Origin of the sequence: Mucilaginibacter sp., from assembly GCF_965277465.1 — a bacterium.
In the GTDB taxonomy this organism is placed as follows: domain Bacteria; phylum Bacteroidota; class Bacteroidia; order Sphingobacteriales; family Sphingobacteriaceae; genus Mucilaginibacter.
Window position 1 is genome coordinate 509,274 of record NZ_CBDICW010000001.1, and the last position, 22,885, is coordinate 532,158.

Here is a 22,885-nt window from a genome sequence, read left to right on the forward strand (position 1 = left end):
AAATTCGTATTTTTGCAACGAAGATAAGTCATGTCTGTACAAATAGGAAATATAGATTTAGGAGAGTTCCCGCTGTTGCTGGCGCCGATGGAAGATGTAAGCGATCCGCCATTCCGGTACGTGTGCAAACAGCATGGGGCTGATATGATGTATACGGAGTTCATCTCAAGCGAGGGATTGATCCGTGATGCAGCCAAAAGCCGCCAGAAACTTGATATTTTTGAATACGAGCGCCCTATAGGCATCCAGATCTTCGGCAGTGATATTGAACACATGCGCGAAGCTACCGAAATAGCATCCTTGGCAGGCCCTGACCTGATGGATATTAACTATGGTTGCCCTGTAAAACAGGTAGCATGCCGCGGTGCAGGTGCAAGCCTTTTACAGGATATTGATAAAATGGTAGCCATGACCAAAGCGGTTGTTAATGCTACCCATTTGCCGGTAACCGTAAAAACACGCCTGGGCTGGGACGATAACACTAAAAATGTTTACGAAGTTGCCGAACGTTTGCAGGATGTTGGTATTAAGGCATTAACCATACATGGCCGCACAAGGGCACAAATGTATAAAGGCGTTGCCGATTGGGCCCTGATCCGCGATATTAAAAAGAACCCGAGGATAAAGATTCCGATTTTTGGCAACGGGGATATTGATTCGCCCGAGAAGGCAGCCAACTGGCGCATGGAATATGATGTTGACGGTATGATGATTGGCCGGGCGGCAATAGGCTACCCCTGGATCTTCAGAGAGATAAAGCACTTTTTTAAAACCGGCGAACACCTGGAAAAACCAACCATTGCCGAGCGTATTGATGCCTGCACAACGCATCTGCATAAATCAATGGAGTGGAAAGGCCCTAAAACCGGGATATTTGAAATGCGCAGGCATTACTCCAACTACTTTAAGGGGATTGACAACTTTAAAGAATACCGCATGCGCCTGGTTACCGCCGGAACGCTTGACGAAGTAATGTGTATATTAAACGAAGTAAGCCAAAACCCAAGGTATGCCGGCGAAGCAGTAAGCCTGTAGCAATACTCACAGCACTGTAAAAAGGTTTTAATACTTTCAGCTCAGGGCGTTATACTTATAAAATTCTATGATTTTTTTTATTAATGGCTCAATATTTGACCTATTAATATATATTTGAATTAAAACAGATCCTGATATGGTTACTACTATTACAGACGGTGTTAAGGTTTCGGTGGAAACCATCTATCAGCCTGAATATTCTAATCCGGGTAATGATCATTTTATGTTTGCTTATAAAGTAACCATAGAAAACCTGGGTAGTTATGCAGTGAGGCTTTTAGGAAGGCATTGGTATATATTTGACTCAAATGGAGCAAAAAGAGAAGTTGAAGGCGAAGGCGTTGTAGGACAACAGCCAATTATTGAGCCCGGGCAATCGCATGAGTATGTTTCGGGCTGTAACTTAAAAACGGATATGGGCAGCATGAAAGGCGAATACCAGATGTCGCGCATGGTTGATAACTCATCATTTAATGTACAGATCCCTGAGTTTTACCTGATCGCTCCGTACAGAATGAACTAAGAAAAATTATTTCTTCACTATAAAATAAAACCCCGGCTGAAGTTCAGCCGGGGTTTTATTTTATACCTTATTACCTGTGCCTTTGATGTTGTTCGGCAGGCCTTGGGTTATTGTGCGGCTGCTGTACATGTTGCGCATGCTGCTGCGGTTGTGCATGTTGCTGCTGCATCCGTTGCTGCTGCTGGCCTTGTGGTTGGCGCTGCTGCTGTTGAGCATGTTGTTGTTGCTGTGCGTGCTGCTGTTGCATACGCTCCTGCTGCGGGGCCTGTGCATGTTGCTCACCCGCTTGCCTCTCAGCATTTGGCTGGCGGCCTGCATTAGGTTGATGGTTAGCTTCACCTTCGCGATTGGCTACGTTATGGTTGGCTGGTGCAGCATGACCCTGCTGATTAAATGAATGCCCGCCTACCCTGTTCATAGCTGTTGCAGCAGGCCTTCCGTGGTTTACCGATGCAAACTGAGCTCTGTCGCTGTGAGCGGCCTGCTGGTGGGCCAATTGCCTGCTGGTTGGCTGTACGTGCTGCTCTCTCATGGCTGCCTCTTCTTCGGGGCGTGGCCTTGCATTAACACCACCCGGGCCATTAAAGCTGGCGTGGTTATTTATAGTTGTGTTATTAATAACCGTACGGTCAATGTAAGTATTATGTATCACTGTTCTGTTAACATTCACAACAGCTGTGTTATAACGGAAATGGTTTCCAGACCATCCACCGCCAACAAAACCTACGCCGCCGTAACCAAAACCATAATTAATACCGCCGTAAAAGCCTACGTGCGGGCCCCAGTAACCTGGATGGTAACCATACATTCCGCCGGCATAACCCCAGTAAGATGGTGTCCATAATAATCCCGGATTTGGCGGGGCTACCCAAACACCGGGTACCCAGTAATAACCATCGGCATCATCATAAGCCCAGTAACCGGGCTGCCATAAATAACCATCAGTTGGGCATGGTGGCTGTACATAAACAGGCAATGCCGGCGGGCCTATCCTAACGGATACACCTATACTTACTTGTGCATAGGTTCTTGGCGCTGCAAAGCATACCAAACAAGCTAACGCTAATATTTTTGCTATCTTTTTCATTATAGATTTATTTTAATGGTATGACAAACAAAAATTAAGAATGTTTAATCAACCCAGCCTTAAAAGCAAATTCTAATGCAATCCTAATCTCATGCATCCCTGCAAAATCAACCATAAAAACGCAAAAAAGCCTCCCTTTTGATGCTGGGAAGCTTTTTACAATCAATTCATCTATCGCATTAGTTTCGCCTGTTCACCAAAAACGATGCGTAATATAACAAGGTAGCCAATGCACTTAAAGCAGCAACAACATAGGTCATGGCGGCCCACCAAAGGGCATCTTTGGCTTGTTCATGCTCCTTGCTGGTTTGCATTACCGCGTAATTATTGTTTAACCAGGCAAGCGCCCTGTTGCTGGCATCAAACTCAACGGGGAGGGTTATAAAACTAAAAGCAGTAACTACCGCCAGCGCTGCAACACCAATGGCCAGCACATAGGGGTTATGTGTAAAAAACAACAGCATAACACCTATAAATAAGGTCCATTGTGTTAAGGTTGAAGCCACATTAATAACCGGAACCATTGCCGTACGCATATTTAGCCAGCTATAGGAGCGCGCATGCTGAACTGCGTGCCCGCACTCATGCGCGGCAACTGCAGCCGAGGCCACGCTGCGGCTGTAATAAACATCAGGGCTTAGGTTAACGGTTTTTGTTTCGGGGTTGTAATGATCGGTTAGCTGGCCCTCAACTGATACCACCTGCACATCATAAATACCATTATCGCGCAGCATCTGTTCGGCTACTTCCTTTCCTGAAAGGCCCGAGAGCAGGCTGATCTCGGCATATTGTTTAAATTTACTTTTGAAACGCCATTGAACAATAAAGCTTACTATTGCAATAACGATCATCAAAAACCAGGCTGAATTATAGCCTATAAAACCGGTAATTAATGCTAAATGGTTCATGTTTTTATTAGTTTTAGGTGTGGCGCATTAACGTTTCCGCCGGGCAATGAAATTTAATAATTTTAATGCCGACATAATTAGCACTCCACAAATAAGATTTACAAAAAGTATTCCGTAAAATATAATAACGTATTGGGAACAAACACATTTTCGTACTGGGAACGTACCGCATTTATTGATAATGCCGATGTAATTATCATTGGCAGCGGCCTGGTGGGTTTAAGTGCGGCGCTGCATTTAAAAAAACAAGCGCCGGCCTTAAAAATACTGGTTTTGGAGCGGGGCTTTTTACCCACCGGTGCAAGTACAAAAAATGCCGGGTTTGCTTGTTTCGGTACCGTTTCTGAGCAAATTGATGCACTTAGCCATTCTACCGCCGATGAAGTTTTGCTCTTGGTTAACTATAAATGGCGAGGACTGCAGCGACTGCGCCAAAACTTAGGCGACGATGCAATTAACTATCAGCAGCATGGCGGTTACGAATTGTTTATGGACGATGATACTACCCGAGCAGATAACTGCATTAAACAGCTGGATAAACTGAACAATTTGTTAAAAGAGGCTATTGAAGGTCACGACATTTATTCAGTAGCTAATGCCAAAATAGCAGACTTTGGTTTTAAGGGCGTAAGCAGGATGATCTATAACCCGTTTGAAGGACAGATACATACCGGTAAAATGATGCGTGCTTTATTAAGCAGAGTTTACAATGCGGGCATACTTGTTTTAAACGGCTGTGAGATTTTGAAGATAGAAAACAACGGCGGCCAGGTTGAGCTGCAAACCACGCAGGGCAATTTTAAAGCGGGCAAAGTAATTTTAGCAACCAATGCATTTGCCAGCCAGCTCTTTCCGGAGTTGAAGGTGATACCTGGCCGCGGGCAGGTGCTGGTAACCAAACCCATTGCGGGGCTTAAGTTAAAAGGCACATATCATTTTGATGAGGGCTATTACTATTTCCGCAATATTGATAACCGGGTACTTTTTGGCGGTGGCCGTAATCTTGATTTTGCTGCCGAAGAAACCCTGGAGTTTGGACAAACCGAAGCCGTTCAGCAAAAATTAACCCACTATTTAAAAAAAGTAATATTACCCGGCCAGCCATTTGAAATTGATTATTGGTGGAGCGGTATCATGGGTTTTGGTGAGGCTATCAACCCGATTGTTAAACAGGTTGAGCCCGGTATATTTTGCGCTGTACGATGCAATGGCATGGGCGTAGCAATGGGTAGCCTGGTTGGAGAAGAAGTTGCAGATTTAGTATTGGCAGCTTTGTAAAGTTAAAAAATCCTCATGCAGAAGAGTTCTAATCATGTGGACAAGGCCTTTGCGCTTACCCTTCGAATACCTCAGGGTGACAGCCACTTAATAGCGGTAAAACGTTAACTCACTTATAACAAATCAAACCCAATATCCTTCCGGAAATACATACCATCGTAATAAATACGGGCGGCATCGGCTGTGGCTTGTTGCAGGGCAGCAAACATATTATCCTGTAAAGAAGTAACCGCTAAAACGCGACCGCCTGATGTTTTAACATCCTCACCATCCATATATGTACCGGCATGAAAAACCTGTGAGTCGCGCACATTCTCAATCCCGGTAATGGTTTTATGCTTTAAGTATTCGCTTGGATAACCGCCCGCAACCATCACTACGGTTGCAGCTGTTTTTGGCGATATGATTAATTCTTTTTCGTTCAGGTTGCCCTCGGCAACGCCTTGCAGCAAGTCCACAAAGTCTGATTCTATCCGTAACATTACACTTTCGGTTTCCGGGTCGCCCATGCGGCAATTGTATTCAATTACATTAGGTTCGCCATCGCTGTTCATCAGGCCAATAAAAATAAAGCCCTTGTATGGTATATTTTCCTTTTTTAACCCTTCAACGGTTGGTATAATTACGCGCTCCTCTACCTTCTTCATAAAGGCAGCATCAGCAAACGGCACCGGCGATACAGAACCCATGCCCCCGGTATTTAAACCGGTATCACCTTCGCCAATGCGTTTATAGTCTTTTGCTTCGGGTAATATTTTATAGTTGGTACCATCGCTTAAAACAAAAACCGAAAGCTCTATTCCCTGTAAAAACTGCTCAACCACCACGCGAGAGCTGGCATCACCAAATTTGGCTTCGGTAAGCATTTCTTTTAGCTCCTGCTGTGCTTCTTCAACGCTCAGGCATATCAGTACACCCTTACCGGCTGCCAACCCATCTGCTTTTAAAACTATGGGCAATCCTATGGTTGCCAGGTATTGGTTACCTTCCTGTAAAGTATCTTTAGTAAAAGTTTTTGATGCTGCCGCCGGGATGTTGTTGCGCACCATAAACTGCTTTGAAAAATCTTTGCTGCCTTCCAGTTGGGCACCTTCCTGCTGCGGGCCAACAACGGGGATATTCTTCAATAAATCATCCGCCAGGAAAAAATCATGGATCCCTTTAACCAGTGGTTCTTCGGGGCCTACCAAAACAAGGTTAATATCCTTATTTAAAACAAGGGTCTTAATGCCTTCAAAATCGGTTACCTTAATATCAACATTGGTACCATACTGGCTGGTGCCGGCATTACCGGGTGCAATAAAAAGGTTTTCACATTTAGGGCTTTGTGATAATTTCCAGGCGAAGGCACTTTCCCTTCCGCCAGAACCGATGATCAGGATATTCATGGGGCAAAGATAGTTTTTTGAGTCAGAAAGTCTGCAAAACCATCTATCCGGAAGAAAGAGTTTAACAGCATGCTTTTAAACCCTATAACTATATTAATGCTTAACTTCACATAAAACACCTGGCTATGACCCGTCGCTTAGAAAAATATGAAAAGCTGCCCGTTTATCAAAAAGCGCAGGAACTGTTTGACCTTGTTGAGGTTATTGCCGATGCGCTGAAAGAAAACGAGATGAAAGAAGACCTGGCCGCACAAATGTTTAGCAACGCAGCCATGATACAGGCAAAAATAGCAGGCGCCGAAGGTGGCGGCCTGTATACCCTGCGCATGCAGAACGCCGTTTTGATAAAACTTGCCGTACACGATATGCTGAATGCCATTACGTTTGCATCAATGGTTGAAATAAACGAGGAAGATTATGTAGACCTGATGCGGGATAAAGTAGAGGAGTTCCGCATGGTGTTTGTGGATTGGATACTGGGCTTTGATAAAAGCTATGATATACCCGATAACTGGGCTATCCGTTTTGATAGCAGCACCCCCGAGCAGGAAAAGCTGGAAGAATTAATGTTTGATGAAGACCGCTTTTTTGAGGAGTTTGACGAAGGTGAGGATGACGAAGAAGAAGATAACAGCGATATGGAAGACAATCAATAATCTGCCATCTTTAATTTACTTATAACTCTGTAGTATAAAATACCGTATAAACCGTTACGGCTTTTTTATTAATTTAAATTTGCTGTAAAACAATGCTTTATTACGGTGATAAAGCGCGTTGAATGTTACAATCAAATTAATAAAACATGGTCACTGAACAGTTTAAGCCCCTAACAAATTACAGTGAGGTTAAAGGTGTAGATAAACGGACAAATTTATCGCAGGATGAATTTATAAACGAGTATGTAAAACACTCGCGCCCGGTAGTTTTAACCGATGCTGCCAAAGAGTGGAAAGCGATGAAAAAGCTTACACCGCAGTATTTTAAAGATAATTACGCCCATATAACCAAAACCATAAATGGAGTTACCTATAAAATGGACGATTTTATCGACCAGATGTTAGCTTCAACCGCCGCAAACCCGGCACCATATCCGTACAACTTTAATGTGGAAAAGGTTTTTCCTGAACTGATGGCCGATTTTTTACCCGAGATCATCTACGGAAAAATTGACCGCATCAATCATAAGCTGATGCCCAAACAGCTTTTGCAGGGCACTACCGTTTATGAAATATTTTTAGGTGGCAATGGCTCAAGTTTCCCATACCTGCATTACGATGCCTTGTTTATGCACACGCAAATAACACAGGTATACGGCTCAAAGGTATTTATCATGTATCCGCCGGAGCAAACACCAAGTATGTACCCGTTTCCGGATAATCCTAAATTTTCGCAGGTTAACTTTTTAGATCCGGATTATGAAAAGTTCCCGCTGTTTAAGGAAGCAAAACCCATTGAATTTACACTGTTAGAAGGCGAAACCTTGTTGTTTCCTTCGGGATGGTGGCATACTACCAAAATTACCGAGCCTTGTATCTCGCTGGGCCGCGCACAGCTTAACGGCAATAACTGGGATAACTTTATTAATGACCGTTATGTAAACTGGAAGAAAAAGATCTCGTATGCTGCAGCACCTGTACTTATTTACGGCAAAATTGTAGGCGGCATCATGAACGCACAGGAACGATAATAAGTTAAGTAACCTATCCTTATTTTTGAAGATAGCTGCTCACGCATATCAATATCAAATGTCTCTTATCCATAGTAAGGGACATTTTTATTTTCAATTCCCCGGAATTTAAGGCTGATTACCGCGTTCATTAATCGTTGAAATCATAATAATCGGCAAAAATCTGTGATTAAACTGTAACTTTGTCTGTCATAATGGCTCATAATTGCACATGGCGCAATTGTTGAGTTTGTTGCACCATATAAAAATAACATGCTAAATTTTATAAGTAAGCTTTTCGGAAGCAAATCAGAACGGGATGTAAAAAGTTTACTGCCTGTAGTTGAAAAAGTTAGGGCAGAATATGTCAAGCTTGATCAATTGAGCAATGATGAACTTAGGGCAAAAACCATCTGGTTCAAAGAAAAAATAAGTGAAGGCCTTGCCGAAATTGACAGCGAAATAGCTGCTATTAAGGAAAGGACCGAGAACGAAGCCGATTTAGACGTAAATGAAAAAGTTGAGCTATATACCCAGTTAGATAAGTTAGAAAAGGACCGTAACAAGGAACTGGAAAAGATTTTATTAGAAATTCTTCCGGCTGGTTTTGCAGTGGTTAAAGAAACTGCCCGCAGGTTTACCGAAAATAAAACCATTGAGGTTACTGCAACCCAGTTTGACCGTGACCTTGCCGCGCGCAAATCAAACGTAATTATAAAAGGCGATAAGGCTATTCACCATAATACCTGGTTAGCCGCCGGTAACGAAGTTACCTGGAACATGGTACACTACGATGTACAGCTGATAGGTGGCTCGGTATTGCACCAGGGTAAAATTGCCGAAATGGCTACTGGTGAGGGTAAAACATTGGTGGCTACGCTGCCTGCTTACTTAAATGCACTTGCAGGCCAGGGCGTACACATTGTAACCGTGAACGATTACTTAGCACGCCGTGACTCGGAGTGGATGGGCCCATTATATGAGTTCCACGGGTTATCGGTTGATTGTATTGACAAGCATGAGCCAAACTCTGAGGAGCGCCGCAAAGCGTACCAGTCAGACATTATTTTTGGTACCAATAACGAGTTCGGCTTTGATTACCTGCGTGACAACATGACACGCAGCCCTGAAGAGCTGGTACAAGGCAAGCTGCATTTTGCAATGGTGGATGAGGTCGATTCAGTTTTAATTGATGATGCCCGTACACCTTTAATTATTTCAGGCCCTATCCCGCGTGGTGATGAGCATGAGTTTTATGAGCTAAAACCACGCATTGAGCGTTTGGTTAATGCACAAAAAAATTATGTTAATGGCATACTGAACGATGCTAAGAAACAAATTGCAGAAGGCAAAACCGGTCCTGAAGAAGGCGGCATGTCGTTATTACGTGCCTTTAGGGGCATGCCTAAAAGCAAGGCACTGATCAAATATTTAAGCGAGGGGGCTAACAGATCGCTGCTGCAAAAAACAGAGAACTATTACATGCAGGACCAAAATAAGGAAATGCATAAGGTTGATGCCGAGCTGTTCTTCATCATTGATGAAAAGAACAACCAGGTTGAGCTTGCCGAAAAAGGTATTGAGCTGATCACCGCTTCGGGCGAGGATACTCATTTCTTTGTGATGCCTGATGTGGGTACCGAGATCTCTGAAATTGAGAAGTCAAACCTGCCCGCCGAAGAAAAAGTTAGCCGTAAGGATGAACTGATGCGCGATTTTTCGATCAAATCTGAACGGATCCACTCTGTTAACCAGTTATTAAAGGCTTACACCCTGTTTGAAAAAGATACCGAATACATTTTAGATGATGGCAAGGTTAAGATAGTTGATGAGCAAACAGGCCGTGTGCTTGATGGTCGCCGCTACTCTGATGGCTTGCACCAGGCTATTGAAGCCAAAGAAAACGTAAAGGTTGAAGATGCTACCCAAACTTTTGCAACCATCACACTGCAAAACTACTTCCGTATGTACCACAAGCTTTGCGGTATGACGGGTACAGCAGTAACTGAAGCAGGTGAGTTTTGGGAAATTTATAAGTTAGATGTGGTTGAAATACCAACCAACACACCGGCCAGCCGAGATGACAGGCAGGATTTGGTTTACCGTACCGTACGTGAAAAATACAATGCAGTAGCCGAAGAGATTGTTGGCTTAACCAAAGCGGGCCGCCCGGTATTGGTGGGTACTACATCAGTTGAAATTTCAGAACTATTGAGCCGCATGCTTAAGCTGCGCGGTATAAAACATAATGTACTGAATGCCAAAATGCACCAGAAAGAGGCCGATATTGTGGCCGAAGCAGGGCAGGCAGGCACCGTAACCATTGCTACCAACATGGCAGGCCGTGGTACGGATATAAAATTAGGCGCAGGCGTTAAAGAAGCCGGCGGTTTAGCCATTGTGGGTACTGAGCGTCATGAATCGCGCCGTGTTGACCGCCAGTTGCGTGGCCGTGCCGGCCGCCAGGGGGATCCGGGCTCATCACAGTTCTTTGTATCATTAGAGGATAACCTGATGCGTTTATTCGGATCTGAAAGGATCTCGAACCTGATGGTGAAGATGGGTATTGAAGAGGGCGAAGTAATTCAGCACTCCATGATATCAAACTCAATTGAGCGCGCACAGAAAAAGGTAGAAGAAAACAACTTTGGTATCCGTAAGCGTTTGCTGGAGTATGATGATGTGATGAACTCACAGCGTACCGTTATTTACTCTAAACGTAAAAATGCCTTATTTGGCGATCGTTTAGAGGTTGATTTGAACAACACCATTTTTGATGTGGTTGAAGATGTGGTTACCGAATACAAAGAATCAAACAATTACGAAGGCTTTGTGCTGGAGATGATCCGTTTGTTCTCTGTTGATACCGATATTGACCATGATCAGTTTACCGCAAAATCAATTAATGCATTGGTTGACATTGCTTTTGAAGAAGTGAACAGCTTTTACAAACGCAAACAGGAAGCTATTGCACAACAGGCCTATCCGGTTTTAAAAGATGTTTTTGAAACCAGAGGCGAGTATGTAGAAGATGTTGTAGTTCCGTTTACTGATGGCATCCACGGTATCCAGGTATCTGTTCCGCTTAAAAAGGCAGTTGCCAATCATGGTTTGGAAGTATTTAAATCGTTTGAGAAAAACGTAACCCTTTACCTGATTGATGATGCCTGGAAAGAGCACTTGCGCGAAATGGATGAGCTGAAACAATCAGTACAAAATGCCGTTTACGAACAAAAGGACCCTTTATTGGTTTATAAGTTTGAGGCTTTTGAATTGTTCCGCCAGATGTTAGCGAGTGTGAACAAAGAGATGGTGAGCTTCCTGTTCCGTGGTGGTATCCCGGTACAGCAGCAGCCCGAAGAAGTTCGCGAAGCAAAACCACAGCCCAAGCTGGATCTGAAAAAAATGCGTACTTCAAAACCTGAGCTGGTGACCGAATCAAACGGTGTACCTGTACAGGATATGCGCGAACTGCAAAAAGCAACACCTGTAAAGGTTGAGCAAAAAATTGGCAGAAATGATCCATGCCCTTGTGGTAGCGGCAAAAAATATAAAAACTGCCACGGCGTAGGCCAGGTATAATAATATAAAGCGTCATTGCGAGGAACGAAGCAATCCCAAACTATACAGAGAGACTTGTATAAAGCCGGGGTTGGTTTCCTGTAATGACATTAATATCAACACCATGAAAAATGCACCATCTTATTTCAAAGCTAAGTTTAGCGCAATAGGATGCTGCATTTTTTTTATGGCGTTTTTTGCGCTTCCGAACTTGGCTGCTGCGCAAACAAGAGGCAAGGTAGAGGTGGTTAAAGACCCGCTGATTGATACCCTGATGGCCCGCCGTGCATCATTAAATAAAAACAATTTAACCGGCGAAGAAACTGCAAGCGGCTACCGGGTGCAGATATTTTTTGGTTCGAGCAGGCAGGCGGCTTACAGCGCACAGGCAAAGTTTAACCAGGATTATCCTGAGCTTAAAACCTATATTATTTATAACGAGCCCAATTTTAAAGTTCGTGCAGGCGATTTCCGCACACGTTTGGAAGCCGAGAAATTACAGAAAGAAATTGCAGGTATGTTCACCAGCCTGTTCATCATTCCCGAAAAAATAAATATTCCTAAAACGGATACAACCAATGATTAAAGAGCAGATCCAGCAGTTATCAAAAACTATTTTTAACGATGTAGTGGCTAACCGCCGTCATTTGCATTCGCATCCTGAACTATCTTTTCATGAGGTTGAAACATCGGCCTATGTAGCTGCAAAGCTTGATGAGCTTGGACTTAAATATGAGCGCATGGCGGATAATGGCTTGGTAGCATTGATACACGGAGATAAACCATCAGATAATGTGGTGGCCCTGCGTGCCGATATGGATGCCCTGCCTATTACCGAAGCTAATGATGTTACCTACAAATCACAAAATGTTGGGGTAATGCATGCCTGCGGCCATGATGCGCACACCTCGTCGTTATTAGGAACAGCCAAAATATTAACCGAATTAAAGAGCCAGTTTGGCGGAACCATTAAGCTGATCTTTCAGCCTGCTGAAGAAAAACTCCCAGGCGGTGCCAGCCTGATGATAAAAGAGGGCGTACTGGAAAACCCTAAGCCACAGGCCGTATTAGGCCAGCATGTAATGCCGCTTATAGAAGCCGGTAAGGTGGGTTTCCGCGCGGGTAAGTATATGGCATCAACCGATGAATTATATGTTACCGTAAAGGGTAAAGGCGGGCATGGCGCACAACCCCAGCAAAATATCGACCCCGTAATTATAATGGCCCATATGCTGACTGCCTTACAGCAGATCGTCAGCCGCTTTGCTGATCCTAAAAGCCCGTCGGTATTATCATTCGGTAAAGTAATTGCCAATGGCGCTACCAATGTGATCCCTAACGAGGTTTATTTAGAAGGCACGTTCCGCACAATGGACGAGAAATGGCGCAGCGAAGCCCATATCAAAATGAAAAAAATGGCCGAAGGCATTGCCGAAAGCATGGGTGGCAGCTGCGATTTTAATATTGTTCGGGGTTACCCTTTCCTGATCAACGAAGAAAAACTGACAGCCTCAACACGCAGCCATGCCGAAGATTATTTAGGTAAAGAAAACGTGGTCGACCTGGATATTTGGATGGCTGCCGAAGATTTTGCCTACTACTCGCAGGTTGCCGATGCTTGTTTTTACCGCTTGGGCACACGTAACGAAAGCCGTGGTATTACCTCATCCGTACATACCCCAACATTTGATGTGGAAGAAAGCGCATTGGAACTAAGCACCGGGCTGATGGCTTATTTAGCCATTAAACAACTGGGAAACTAATACTTTTCAATCGATATTAATCAGGTTCCAGGATCTCATCAAACCAATAGCTTACATATTAATGCCGGGAGTAATTCAATGATCAACCTATATGAATAAAAAGATCTGCCTGCTCCTTTTCTTTTGCACGCTTACTTTAGCCTCTTTTGCCCAGCAGATCAAGCGCTTTAACCCGGATACCATTCGTACCATCGTTATCGACTCTGCCATCAATATTCATTCGCACAGATTAAATGCACAGGATTTTATTGATGCAGTAATGGCTGATACCAGCTTTTACAAGGCCTTTCAAAACATGAAGGGCTACGATTTTGTTGCCGAAAACCGCATTTATACTTACGATAAAAACAACAGGGTTGACGGGAAGATTTACCGTAAGCTCAGGCACAGTAATCCAAACGGCAAACACAAAATAGAGTATCTTACCAAGCGGGATAGCGGCACGGTTTATAAAAGCAATGGCAAATACCAGTTATACACGGTAGAGATGTTCGATTTTATATTTATGAACGCCTACAATTCCGATTTTGTTAAGGGTGATGCGCTGCCAGGGTCGGGCGGGAAAAACGAATCTTATAAAGACAAGCTGAAGACGCTGATATTTACACCGGGCCGCAAAGTAAAAGGCATTCCTTTCATCAGTGGCAAAACCGAGATCTTTTCAAAAGATATGCGTGATTATTACTTCTACCAGTTTGCACGGGGTAAATACATGGATACCATCCCGGTGTATCGTTTTAGGGTGGTAAGAAAGCCAAGCATTTCAGATAATGATGTGATGATAAAGGAAATGACCACCATTTTTGATATGCGTACCTTCCAGATCCTTGGCCGCTATGTGGATATGAAGTATCATAATTTTTTATTCAGCTTTGATGTGCAGATGAACATTGAGCTCAACAAATTTAACGGCGAGCTGCTCCCCACAAAAATAACCTACCAGGGTAACTGGGATATTCCCTTTCACAAAACAGAACGCGCCAGTTTTTTAGTAGTGCACAAGGATTATCAAAAAAATAAGTGATTTAATAAAGCCGGTGGCTAATTCAACCGTATAAAGAAAGGCCTCTACGCTCATCCTTCGAGTACCTCAGGATGACACCCAAATAAAAAACTAAAAAGCCTGTCGTGGTGAGGCTCTCGAACCACAGCGGGCAAAGGCCTCTGCGCCCATCCTTCGGATAACACAGGGTAACACTCCTTGAAAAAAAGACTTCAATCTGTGTAATCAAAAAAATCACCTAAAATCTGTGATCGCGTTCAGCGGTTTCCTTAATCACCTGGTTTCTTTTAAGCAGCAGCATTTCCATATACCGGGCGATAAATGCATAGCTTACTAATTCGCCAAGCCAGCCAAAGGGTGCTTCAAAAATAAAGATGTCTTTCATCACGGTTTCGTTGCCTATGGCAAAAAAGAGATGCTCATGCCGGAAACTTTTGAATGCCCCGCTAATCATTTCGTCGGTAAAGGAATTGGGCGGATCAAACTGGGTGATCTTTGAGGTAAGGTTTTGCCATATCCCGAAGTGCTTTGCGCGCCAGGTAACGGTTTCACCCATTGTTATCAAGCCTGTGGTACGTCCTGCTATTGCTTTTTCGCCCGTTTGCTGTGTTGATTCCACATGCAGGTCAATACTCCTTGCCAAATCAAAGCAAAGCGCAACAGGAGCCTTTATAAGCGTTGATAATTCTATATGGACCAATCTATAATGATTTATTTATTACGCGTTGTGAGGAACAAAGCAATCACGAACTATACAGCGCAAATAGAAAGATGTTAACCTTTATATTTGCGCTGCATATCGGGGGTTGCTTCGTCGTAACTCCTCGCAATGACGGAAGTGTAAAATCCTACCTAAACCCGCAATTAAAACTCTGCGTTTTTCGGGTACCTTGGGAAAGGGATCACATCCCTGATGTTGCTCATACCTGTAACAAACAGTACCAAACGCTCAAAGCCCAAACCAAAGCCGGCATGCGGGCAGGCACCAAACCTGCGGGTATCCAGGTACCACCAAAGCTCATCCTTAGGGATTCCCATCTCATCCATACGTTGTTCCAATTTGTCAAGGCGCTCCTCACGTTGCGAACCACCAATCATTTCACCAATACCGGGGAACAATACGTCCATAGCACGTACGGTTTTACCGTCGTCGTTCTGGCGCATGTAAAATGCTTTGATCTCTTTAGGATAATCGGTCAGTATTACCGGTTTCTTAAAGTGCTTTTCAACCAAATAACGCTCATGTTCTGATTGCAGGTCGGTTCCCCAGCCTTCAACCGGGTATTGGAATTTCTTTTTCTTATTCGGGGTTGATTCCTTTAATATCGTTATCGCTTCGGTATAAGTGATGCGCTCAAAATCATTGTTCAGGCAAAACTGCAGTTTTTCAAGCAGGGTCATTTCTGCCCTGTCCTGTTGTGGTTTTTGCTTATCCTCTTCAATTAAGCGCTGGGTTAAAAACTCAATATCATCCGCATTTTTATCCAATGCGTATTTGATCACATATTTCAGCATGTCCTCGGCAAGGTCCATGTTATCGTTCAGATCATTAAAGGCAACCTCGGGCTCAATCATCCAAAACTCTGCTAAATGGCGGGTGGTGTTTGAGTTTTCGGCACGGAAGGTTGGCCCGAATGTATAAATATCGCTCAGTGCCATAGCACCTAACTCACCCTCTAACTGGCCGGATACGGTGAGGTTAGTGGCTTTACCAAAAAAGTCTTCTTTAAAATCAATTTCTCCTTCAGGTGTTTTTGGCGGATTAGCCAGGTCAAAGTTAGTAACGTGAAAAGTTTCACCTGCGCCCTCCGCATCTGATGCTGTAATAATGGGCGTATGCAGGTAAACAAACCCGCGATCCTGAAAAAACTGGTGCACCGCAAAAGCCAGGCTGTTACGCACACGGAATATAGCGCCGAAGGTATTGGTACGGAAACGCAGGTGCGCCTTTTCCCTTAAAAACTCAAGCGTTTGTTTTTTAGGCTGCAGCGGATATTCTTCCGGGTCGCAATCCCCTAATATTTCAATCTCTTTAGCAATCACTTCAAATTTTTGCCCTTGTCCTAATGACGGGATCAGTTCGCCGGTAACGCTGATGGCGGCACCAAAGGTGATGCGCTTAAGCAAAACAGGATCGGTGTTTTCAAAATCAACAACAATTTGAATGTTGTTATTGGTTGAGCCATCATTCAAAGCAATAAAACGATTTTGACGGAATGCCCGTACCCATCCTTTAACTGTTACATCAATACCTGTTTGGTCACTTTCCAGTAATGCTTTGATCTTTGTTCGCTGGCTCATATAAATATATTTTGAGGGGCAAAAATACAATTATTTGAATGATTGTCTGAACCGGAATTTTATAGAAATTACAATTCTCCCTAATTTTAAACTGATCGTTTAAATTCATTATAGCTCATGGCACATTCCGCTTATCCTTTAATTCGGTAAATTCCGGTTCATAATAATTAAGTTTGCTTCCATGAACCCTAAAGCAAGCCTCATTATTGGGATACTTTGTATCGCCTTTTCACCAATATTTGTAAAGCTTTCGGGGGCGCCGCCTTTAACCTCAGGGTTTTACAGGCTTTTTATAGCCTGGCTTTGTTTAGCACCATACTGTATTATTAAAGGCAAACTTAGAATAGGCCGTAAAGAACTATTGATTGCTTTGATCGGCGGTATCGTTTTCGCATCGGATATTGCCGTTTGGAACATTTCCCTCGCAAAAATATCGGCTACGGTATCTACCCTGCTGGCCAACCTTGCACCGGTTTGGGTAGGGCTGCTTAGCTATATCCTGTTTAAAAAACTATCGGGCAGGTTATTCTGGATCGGTACCTTCGTGGCAATTATCGGGATGGTGATTTTAGTGGGTTACCAGCAAATACTGCACCTGCAGTTTAATGTTGGCATACTGCTGGCCCTGCTGGCGAGCTTTTTTTATGGCATTTACATTATGATAACCCGCGGCATTTTGCAAAAGATAGATACCGCAACCTTTATGTTTTACAACATGCTGGCCGGAAGTGTTTTTTTACTGCTGATAAACATTGGCCAGCATAACGAAATGCTTGATTTTCCTTTATCCGGATGGTTGTGCTTATTAGGGATGGGCATTATTTGCCAGTTAACCGGCTGGTTAACCATTAACCATTCATTGCGCTTCCTGGAATCAACCAAAGTATCCATTGCCCTATTGAGTCAAACCGTAATAGCCGGTTTTTTAGCTATCTGGCTGCTGCATGAAAAGCTGGAGCTGAAAGAAATTATAGGCAGCGCAATTGTTTTAGGGGGTATAGCCATTACTTTTTTAAAGCGCGATAATCCAAATAAAATTGTAAATTAACTTTTGTAAAGGGGCCACCTGTTGGTTTACCTTTGCATTTTTTAGCACATGATCACCAAACCCACCATCGACCGTATTATGGAAGCCACCGACATTGTGGAGGTGATTGGCGAGTTTGTGCAGTTAAAAAAACGCGGGGCAAATTACGTTGGGCTTTCGCCTTTTGCCAATGAGCGTACACCGTCGTTCACGGTATCGCCTGCAAAAGGTATTTTCAAAGATTTTTCCACAGGTAAAGGAGGTTCAGCCATTACCTTTTTAATGGAACTGGAAAAGTTTACCTATCCCGAAGCATTAAAATGGCTGGCCAAAAAATACGGCATTGAGGTTGAGGAAACCGTTGACCCAACAGAGAACCGCGAGGAAGAAAACCACCGCGAAAGCCTGATGATCGTTTCGGGCTTTGCTGCAAAGTTTTTTCACGAAAGTCTGCTCAATACCGATGAGGGTAAAAATATAGGCCTCAGTTATTTTAAGGAGCGTGGTTTCACCAACGAAACCATTAAGAAATTTGAATTAGGGTACTCGCCCGATCAATGGGAGGCCTTTACCGGGCAGGCGCTAAAGGAAGGTTACCTGCAGCAGTTTTTAGAAGAGAGCGGCCTTTCTGTAAAGCGCGATAATGGCTCGCTTTATGATCGCTACCGCGGCAGGGTAATGTTCCCTATCCACGGCTTTACGGGCAGGGTTATTGCATTTGGCGGGCGTACCCTAAAGAACGATAAAAACGTTCCCAAATATGTAAACTCCCCCGAGTCTGAGATCTATCACAAGTCGAGCGTTTTATATGGGCTATACTTTGCCAAAAAAGCCATCCGCGAGGAGGACAATTGCTTTTTGGTGGAAGGCTACGCCGATGTACTTTCGGTACACCAGGCGGGTATTGAAAATGTGGTGGCATCATCTGGCACATCACTTACCGTTGAGCAGATCAGGCTGATAGGCCGCTTTACCAAAAACATCACTATTTTATATGATGGGGATGCGGCGGGTATCAAAGCTTCGCTGCGCGGTTTGGATATGATACTGGAAGAAGGCCTCAACGTAAAGGTTGTGCTGTTTCCTGATGGGCACGATCCGGATTCGTTCGTGCGGAAATTTGGAACCAATGGGTTCAAAAAGCATATTGAAGATAATAAAAAGGATTTTATTTTATTTAAGACCGACATCCTGCTTAAGGAGGCCGGGAAGGATCCGATAAAAAAAGCCGGGGTAATACGGGAGATCGTTGAAAGCGTTGCCAAAATTCCGGATTCTATCAAGGCATCAGTTTTTATAAAAGAGTGTAGCTACCTGCTGCAGATTGATGAGCGTGCATTACTTACCGAGCTCAACAAAATGCGCAACGCCAAGGCTAAAAAAGACTCGCAGCACCAAACATCAAGGCAGGAAGAACCACCCGATGAGCCGAACTTTTTTGATGAGCCCGATGTAAAGATAGTTATCAAAGATGCCACGCAGGAGAAGGAAGTGATCCGCCTGCTGCTGCTTTATGGTAACCGTGTTATTGACTGGGATGGCATCGCCAATACCTACATAGGCCCGTTTATGATAGCAGAGTTAAGCGATGTTGATTTTGAGGATGCGGCCTGCAAATCTTTTGTAGAAATTTATCGTAAAGAGGTTGAAAATGGCGTGCTGCCCGATGAGCAGTACTTTATCCATTATCCTGATAAAGATATAGTTGACCTTACCGTAAACCAGATAGCTACCAAGTATACCCTGAGCGAAAACTGGTACGATATGCATAAAATATTGGTTAACGATGAGCAGGCTAACATGAAAGCCACTATTTTAGGGGCCATATTTCACCTTAAAAAGCACATGGTTGGCAAAATATTAGAAGGGCTGCGCAATGAGCTGCAAAAAACAGATGTGGAGGCCGACCAGGAGATACTGCTGAACCAGTATATGCACATGAAAAAGGTGGAAAAAACTATTTCTGATTTTTTAGGTTCAGTTATCTTAAAATAATGGCGCAGCATAACGACCTGGGCCGCAAGGGCGAAAGTTTAGCCAAAGCTCACCTGGAAAGTAAGGGTTACGAGATAATGGACGAAAACTGGACGCATGGCCGCCTGGAAGTTGACCTGATTGCCTATAAGGATAAGGTGATTATATTTACCGAGGTAAAGGCCCGCACGGGCAATGGTTTTGGCGAGCCGGAAGATTTTGTGGATGCCCGCAAGCAAAAGTTATTGGCTGATGCCGCAGATGAATATATTTACCTGATGAACCACCAGGGCGAAGTGCGGTTTGACATTATATCGGTATTGTTTGACCGGCAAAATAACTACATACTAAAACATATAGAAGACGCGTTTTGGCCTACAGCCTTGTAACAATAAAATGAAACATAAATTTAAAGTACTATTAGCCGCCGTATTATTTGTTTGTGGCTGCAATGAACATAAGCAGGATAGCGGCATCAGCATTAGCCCGGAGGCCGGCACAACGTTTAAATCAGGCGATAATGTTGAAATTAAAGCCCATTATCCTTCAGGTTCAAAACCCGATTCGGTAGTTTACCTGATTGATTCTGTAAAAATCGCCTCGAAGAAAGATTCAAGCGCGCTATCCTTAAAAACAGATACCATGCCGCTTGGCCCAAGGGTAATTACCGCAAAAGTTTATCAGGGTGGCAAAAGCCAGGATATATCAACCAATATAGTTTTATTGCCTGCCAAACCACCTGTTGAATATACCTACAAGGTTGAAAAAGTATTTCCGCATGATACCACCAGCTATACCGAAGGCTTGTTGTTTGAGGATGGTTATTTATACGAAAGCGGCGGCGGTTACCTCATTCCCCCGGCAGGGCAGGTAATAGACGGACAATCGAGCTTAAGAAAGGTTGATCTTACCACAGGTAAAGTGGTAAAAAAGGTAATGCTAGACCCCAAAGTATTTGGCGAGGGTATTTCTATCATTGGCGATAAAATTGTTCAGCTAACCTATCTGGAAAAAATCATATACGTGTATGATAAAAATACCTTTAAGCTGTTAAGCACCGCACCTTTTAATGTCGGCGTTGAGGGCTGGGGTATGTGCTTTGACGGTAAAAAGCTGTACATGGATGATAAAACCAACCGCATCTTCTTTTTAGATAAAAACACCTACCGCCAAACAGGTTATATTGACGTGTTTGACGATAAAGGTGCTGTTAATGAAATTAATGAGCTGGAATATATTGACGGTAAGCTTTACGCCAATGTTTTCACCAAAGATGAGATCATTGTGATTGACCCAAAAACCGGCGCCGTACTTGAACGCATTGACCTTAGCAATTTATACCCCGAAGATAAACGCAACCCCGAAGCCAACGTGCTGAATGGTATAGCGTACGACAAAGCCACTGGCCGCATATTTATAACCGGTAAAAAATGGAATAAGTTGTTCCAGGTTTCTTTTATGAAGAAGTAATCCCCCCAGCCCCCTAAAGGGGGTAGCTTTTGAAAAGCATATTAAACAAAATGCCCGAAGACACATATATCTCCGGGCATTTTTTATTGCTCCCCCTTCAGGGGGCTGGGGAATTACCTCCAGGCTTTATACTGATTGATCAGGCCATTGGTTGATGAATCATGGCTGCTGATCTCGGTGTCGTCTTTTAGTTCAGGTAATATTTTACCGGCCAATTGCTTGCCCAGCTCAACACCCCATTGGTCAAAGCTGTAAATGTTCCAGATAATACCCTGTACAAATATTTTATGCTCATACATCGCAATTAATGACCCTAAGCTTCGCGGGGTGATCTCTTTTAACAGGATAGAGTTTGTTGGCCTGTTGCCTTCAAATTCTTTAAACGGCGCTATCTTTTCAATCTCTTCGGCAGTTTTGCCCGCTTTTTGTAATTCTTCAACTACCACTTCACGGGTTTTACCGTTCATCAAAGCTTCCGTTTGTGCAAAAAAGTTTGATAGCAGCATGTTATGGTGTTCGCCAAGCGGGTTGTGCGATATAGCCGGAGCAATAAAATCACATGGGATCAGTTTGGTACCCTGGTGTATCAACTGGTAAAAAGCATGCTGGCCGTTTGTTCCCGGTTCGCCCCAAATAATTGGCCCGGTAGAGTAATCAACAGGCTTGCCATTGCGATCAACATGCTTGCCATTGCTTTCCATATCACCCTGCTGAAAATAAGCAGCAAAACGGTGCATATACTGGTCGTAAGGCAAAATGGCATTTGTTTCTGATTCGAAGAAGTTATTGTACCAAATACCTACCAATGCCAGGGCAACAGGCAGGTTTTGCTCTAATTCGGCAGATTTAAAGTGATTATCCATTGCATGTGCGCCGGATAAAAGCTCGGTAAAGTTTTCGGAACCGATGCTCAGCGAGATAGATAAACCGATAGCGCTCCATAAAGAGTAACGGCCGCCTACCCAATCCCAAAACTCAAACATGTTTTTGGTATCGATACCAAATTTGGCAACACCTTCGCTATTGGTTGACAGGGCTGCAAAATGCTTGGCAACTTCATCATCTTTTCCACCACCGGCTATAAACCAGTCGCGGGCACTGTGTGCGTTACCCATAGTTTCCTGCGTGGTAAAGGTTTTTGAAGCAATCAGGAATAACGTAGTTTCCGGGTTTAAGCCTTTTAAAGTTTCAACTATATGTGTACCATCAACGTTTGATACAAAGTGCATGTTCAGGTGGTTCTTATAAGCCTTTAATGCTTCGGTAACCATCACCGGGCCTAAATCCGAACCACCGATGCCAATGTTTACCACGTCGGTTATAGGTTTGCCGGTAAAGCCTTTCCATTTGCCTGATATAATATCATCGCTGAAAGCCTTCATCTGATCAAGCACACGGTTAACATCGGGCATAACATCCTTACCATCAACATAAATAGGCGTATTGCTGCGGTTGCGTAATGCAATATGCAAAACAGGGCGGCCTTCGGTAACGTTAATTTTTTCGCCGCTAAACATGGCTTCAATTGCCTTATTTACTGAACACTCCTTAGCCAGCTGAATCAACAATGCTACAGTCTGATCGTCAATGCGGTTTTTGGAGTAATCAAGCAATATATCCTCAAAACGGAGCGAAAACTTAGTAAAGCGTTGATCATCAGTTTCAAATAATTCTTTAAGGCTTTTACCAACTATATCAATATAGTGGTCGGTTAAGTATTTATAAGCCTGGGTAGTGGTAAAATCGGTATTTGGCAACATAATTGAGTGGTTTTTATCAAAAGTAGCAAGTTAATACTTAGATGAATATTAAATCTGAAAAGTATGACACATCGGTGTTATTTTAACACCTTTTGCACACTGTTTGTTTTAAACCGGCAAACGAAATATATATTGTCATAT

The 22,885-nt window shown here is 43.5% G+C and carries 19 protein-coding genes; 13 read left to right on the top strand and 6 right to left on the bottom strand.

Annotated elements, in window-relative coordinates; translation table 11 throughout:
* Nucleotides 1-30 precede the first annotated feature (30 nt).
* The gene (gene dusB / locus ACQY4U_RS02255) at nucleotides 31-1,035 is read left to right on the top strand and encodes a tRNA dihydrouridine synthase DusB (RefSeq protein ID WP_428327747.1); all 1,005 of its coding nucleotides are present in this window, start codon (nucleotides 31-33) and stop codon (nucleotides 1,033-1,035) included.
* Nucleotides 1,036-1,171: 136 nt separating this feature from the next.
* Nucleotides 1,172-1,558 carry a Co2+/Mg2+ efflux protein ApaG gene (gene apaG, locus ACQY4U_RS02260; RefSeq protein ID WP_428327748.1) on the top strand — a complete coding sequence of 129 codons (387 nt, stop codon included), beginning with the start codon at nucleotides 1,172-1,174 and terminating at the stop codon, nucleotides 1,556-1,558.
* Between the two features lie 70 nt (nucleotides 1,559-1,628).
* Here apaG and ACQY4U_RS02265 read toward each other — a convergent pair whose 3' ends face one another.
* Nucleotides 1,629-2,645 carry a YXWGXW repeat-containing protein gene (locus tag ACQY4U_RS02265; protein WP_428327749.1) on the bottom strand — a complete coding sequence of 339 codons (1,017 nt, stop codon included), beginning with the start codon at nucleotides 2,643-2,645 and terminating at the stop codon, nucleotides 1,629-1,631.
* Between the two features lie 179 nt (nucleotides 2,646-2,824).
* Nucleotides 2,825-3,553 carry a zinc metallopeptidase gene (locus ACQY4U_RS02270; RefSeq protein WP_428327750.1) on the bottom strand — a complete coding sequence of 243 codons (729 nt, stop codon included), beginning with the start codon at nucleotides 3,551-3,553 and terminating at the stop codon, nucleotides 2,825-2,827.
* A 132-nt stretch (nucleotides 3,554-3,685) separates the two neighbouring features.
* Between ACQY4U_RS02270 and ACQY4U_RS02275 the strand changes: the two genes are divergently transcribed.
* On the top strand, nucleotides 3,686-4,831 hold the full coding sequence (locus ACQY4U_RS02275; protein ID WP_428327751.1) for an NAD(P)/FAD-dependent oxidoreductase: 1,146 nt from the start codon (nucleotides 3,686-3,688) through the stop codon (nucleotides 4,829-4,831).
* A gap of 113 nt (nucleotides 4,832-4,944) precedes the next feature.
* Here the strand turns inward: ACQY4U_RS02275 and purD are convergent, their stop codons facing one another.
* Nucleotides 4,945-6,219 (bottom strand): phosphoribosylamine--glycine ligase, encoded by a 1,275-nt coding sequence (purD, locus tag ACQY4U_RS02280; protein WP_428327752.1) that lies wholly within the window; start codon nucleotides 6,217-6,219, stop codon nucleotides 4,945-4,947.
* Between the two features lie 125 nt (nucleotides 6,220-6,344).
* On the opposite strand from purD, the gene ACQY4U_RS02285 reads away from it, so the two are divergent.
* From ACQY4U_RS02285 to ACQY4U_RS02310, 6 genes are all read left to right on the top strand, one after another.
* Nucleotides 6,345-6,875 (top strand): hypothetical protein, encoded by a 531-nt coding sequence (locus ACQY4U_RS02285; RefSeq protein WP_428327753.1) that lies wholly within the window; start codon nucleotides 6,345-6,347, stop codon nucleotides 6,873-6,875.
* 146 nt (nucleotides 6,876-7,021) lie between these two features.
* Nucleotides 7,022-7,906 (top strand): cupin-like domain-containing protein, encoded by an 885-nt coding sequence (locus tag ACQY4U_RS02290; protein ID WP_428327754.1) that lies wholly within the window; start codon nucleotides 7,022-7,024, stop codon nucleotides 7,904-7,906.
* A gap of 252 nt (nucleotides 7,907-8,158) precedes the next feature.
* Nucleotides 8,159-11,467: a preprotein translocase subunit SecA gene (gene secA, locus ACQY4U_RS02295; RefSeq protein ID WP_428327755.1), complete on the top strand. Its 3,309-nt coding sequence runs from the start codon at nucleotides 8,159-8,161 to the stop codon at nucleotides 11,465-11,467.
* Between the two features lie 103 nt (nucleotides 11,468-11,570).
* Nucleotides 11,571-12,032 (top strand): SPOR domain-containing protein, encoded by a 462-nt coding sequence (locus tag ACQY4U_RS02300; RefSeq protein ID WP_428327756.1) that lies wholly within the window; start codon nucleotides 11,571-11,573, stop codon nucleotides 12,030-12,032.
* Nucleotides 12,025-13,209, top strand: a complete 1,185-nt coding sequence (locus tag ACQY4U_RS02305; protein WP_428327757.1) for a M20 metallopeptidase family protein — start codon at nucleotides 12,025-12,027, stop codon at nucleotides 13,207-13,209. The genes ACQY4U_RS02300 and ACQY4U_RS02305 overlap by 8 nt, the downstream gene beginning before the upstream one ends.
* Before the next feature lie 91 nt (nucleotides 13,210-13,300).
* Nucleotides 13,301-14,233: a hypothetical protein gene (locus tag ACQY4U_RS02310; protein WP_428327758.1), complete on the top strand. Its 933-nt coding sequence runs from the start codon at nucleotides 13,301-13,303 to the stop codon at nucleotides 14,231-14,233.
* 217 nt (nucleotides 14,234-14,450) lie between these two features.
* Here the strand turns inward: ACQY4U_RS02310 and ACQY4U_RS02315 are convergent, their stop codons facing one another.
* Nucleotides 14,451-14,912 carry an SRPBCC family protein gene (locus ACQY4U_RS02315; protein ID WP_428327759.1) on the bottom strand — a complete coding sequence of 154 codons (462 nt, stop codon included), beginning with the start codon at nucleotides 14,910-14,912 and terminating at the stop codon, nucleotides 14,451-14,453.
* Nucleotides 14,913-15,076: 164 nt separating this feature from the next.
* The gene (gene asnS / locus ACQY4U_RS02320) at nucleotides 15,077-16,513 is read right to left on the bottom strand and encodes an asparagine--tRNA ligase (protein WP_428327760.1); all 1,437 of its coding nucleotides are present in this window, start codon (nucleotides 16,511-16,513) and stop codon (nucleotides 15,077-15,079) included.
* Between the two features lie 181 nt (nucleotides 16,514-16,694).
* On the opposite strand from asnS, the gene ACQY4U_RS02325 reads away from it, so the two are divergent.
* Genes ACQY4U_RS02325 through ACQY4U_RS02340 form a run of 4 tightly spaced genes read left to right on the top strand, consistent with a single transcriptional unit; the run spans nucleotide 16,695 to nucleotide 20,984 of the window.
* Nucleotides 16,695-17,561: a DMT family transporter gene (locus ACQY4U_RS02325; RefSeq protein ID WP_428327761.1), complete on the top strand. Its 867-nt coding sequence runs from the start codon at nucleotides 16,695-16,697 to the stop codon at nucleotides 17,559-17,561.
* A gap of 48 nt (nucleotides 17,562-17,609) precedes the next feature.
* Nucleotides 17,610-19,535 (top strand): DNA primase, encoded by a 1,926-nt coding sequence (gene dnaG, locus ACQY4U_RS02330; protein WP_428327762.1) that lies wholly within the window; start codon nucleotides 17,610-17,612, stop codon nucleotides 19,533-19,535.
* Nucleotides 19,535-19,903 carry a YraN family protein gene (locus tag ACQY4U_RS02335; RefSeq protein WP_428327763.1) on the top strand — a complete coding sequence of 123 codons (369 nt, stop codon included), beginning with the start codon at nucleotides 19,535-19,537 and terminating at the stop codon, nucleotides 19,901-19,903. Before dnaG ends, ACQY4U_RS02335 begins: the two co-directional genes overlap by 1 nt.
* A gap of 7 nt (nucleotides 19,904-19,910) precedes the next feature.
* Nucleotides 19,911-20,984 (top strand): glutaminyl-peptide cyclotransferase, encoded by a 1,074-nt coding sequence (locus tag ACQY4U_RS02340; RefSeq protein ID WP_428327764.1) that lies wholly within the window; start codon nucleotides 19,911-19,913, stop codon nucleotides 20,982-20,984.
* A gap of 113 nt (nucleotides 20,985-21,097) precedes the next feature.
* Here ACQY4U_RS02340 and pgi read toward each other — a convergent pair whose 3' ends face one another.
* Nucleotides 21,098-22,744: a glucose-6-phosphate isomerase gene (gene pgi / locus ACQY4U_RS02345; protein WP_428327765.1), complete on the bottom strand. Its 1,647-nt coding sequence runs from the start codon at nucleotides 22,742-22,744 to the stop codon at nucleotides 21,098-21,100.
* Nucleotides 22,745-22,885: the final 141 nt, after the last annotated feature.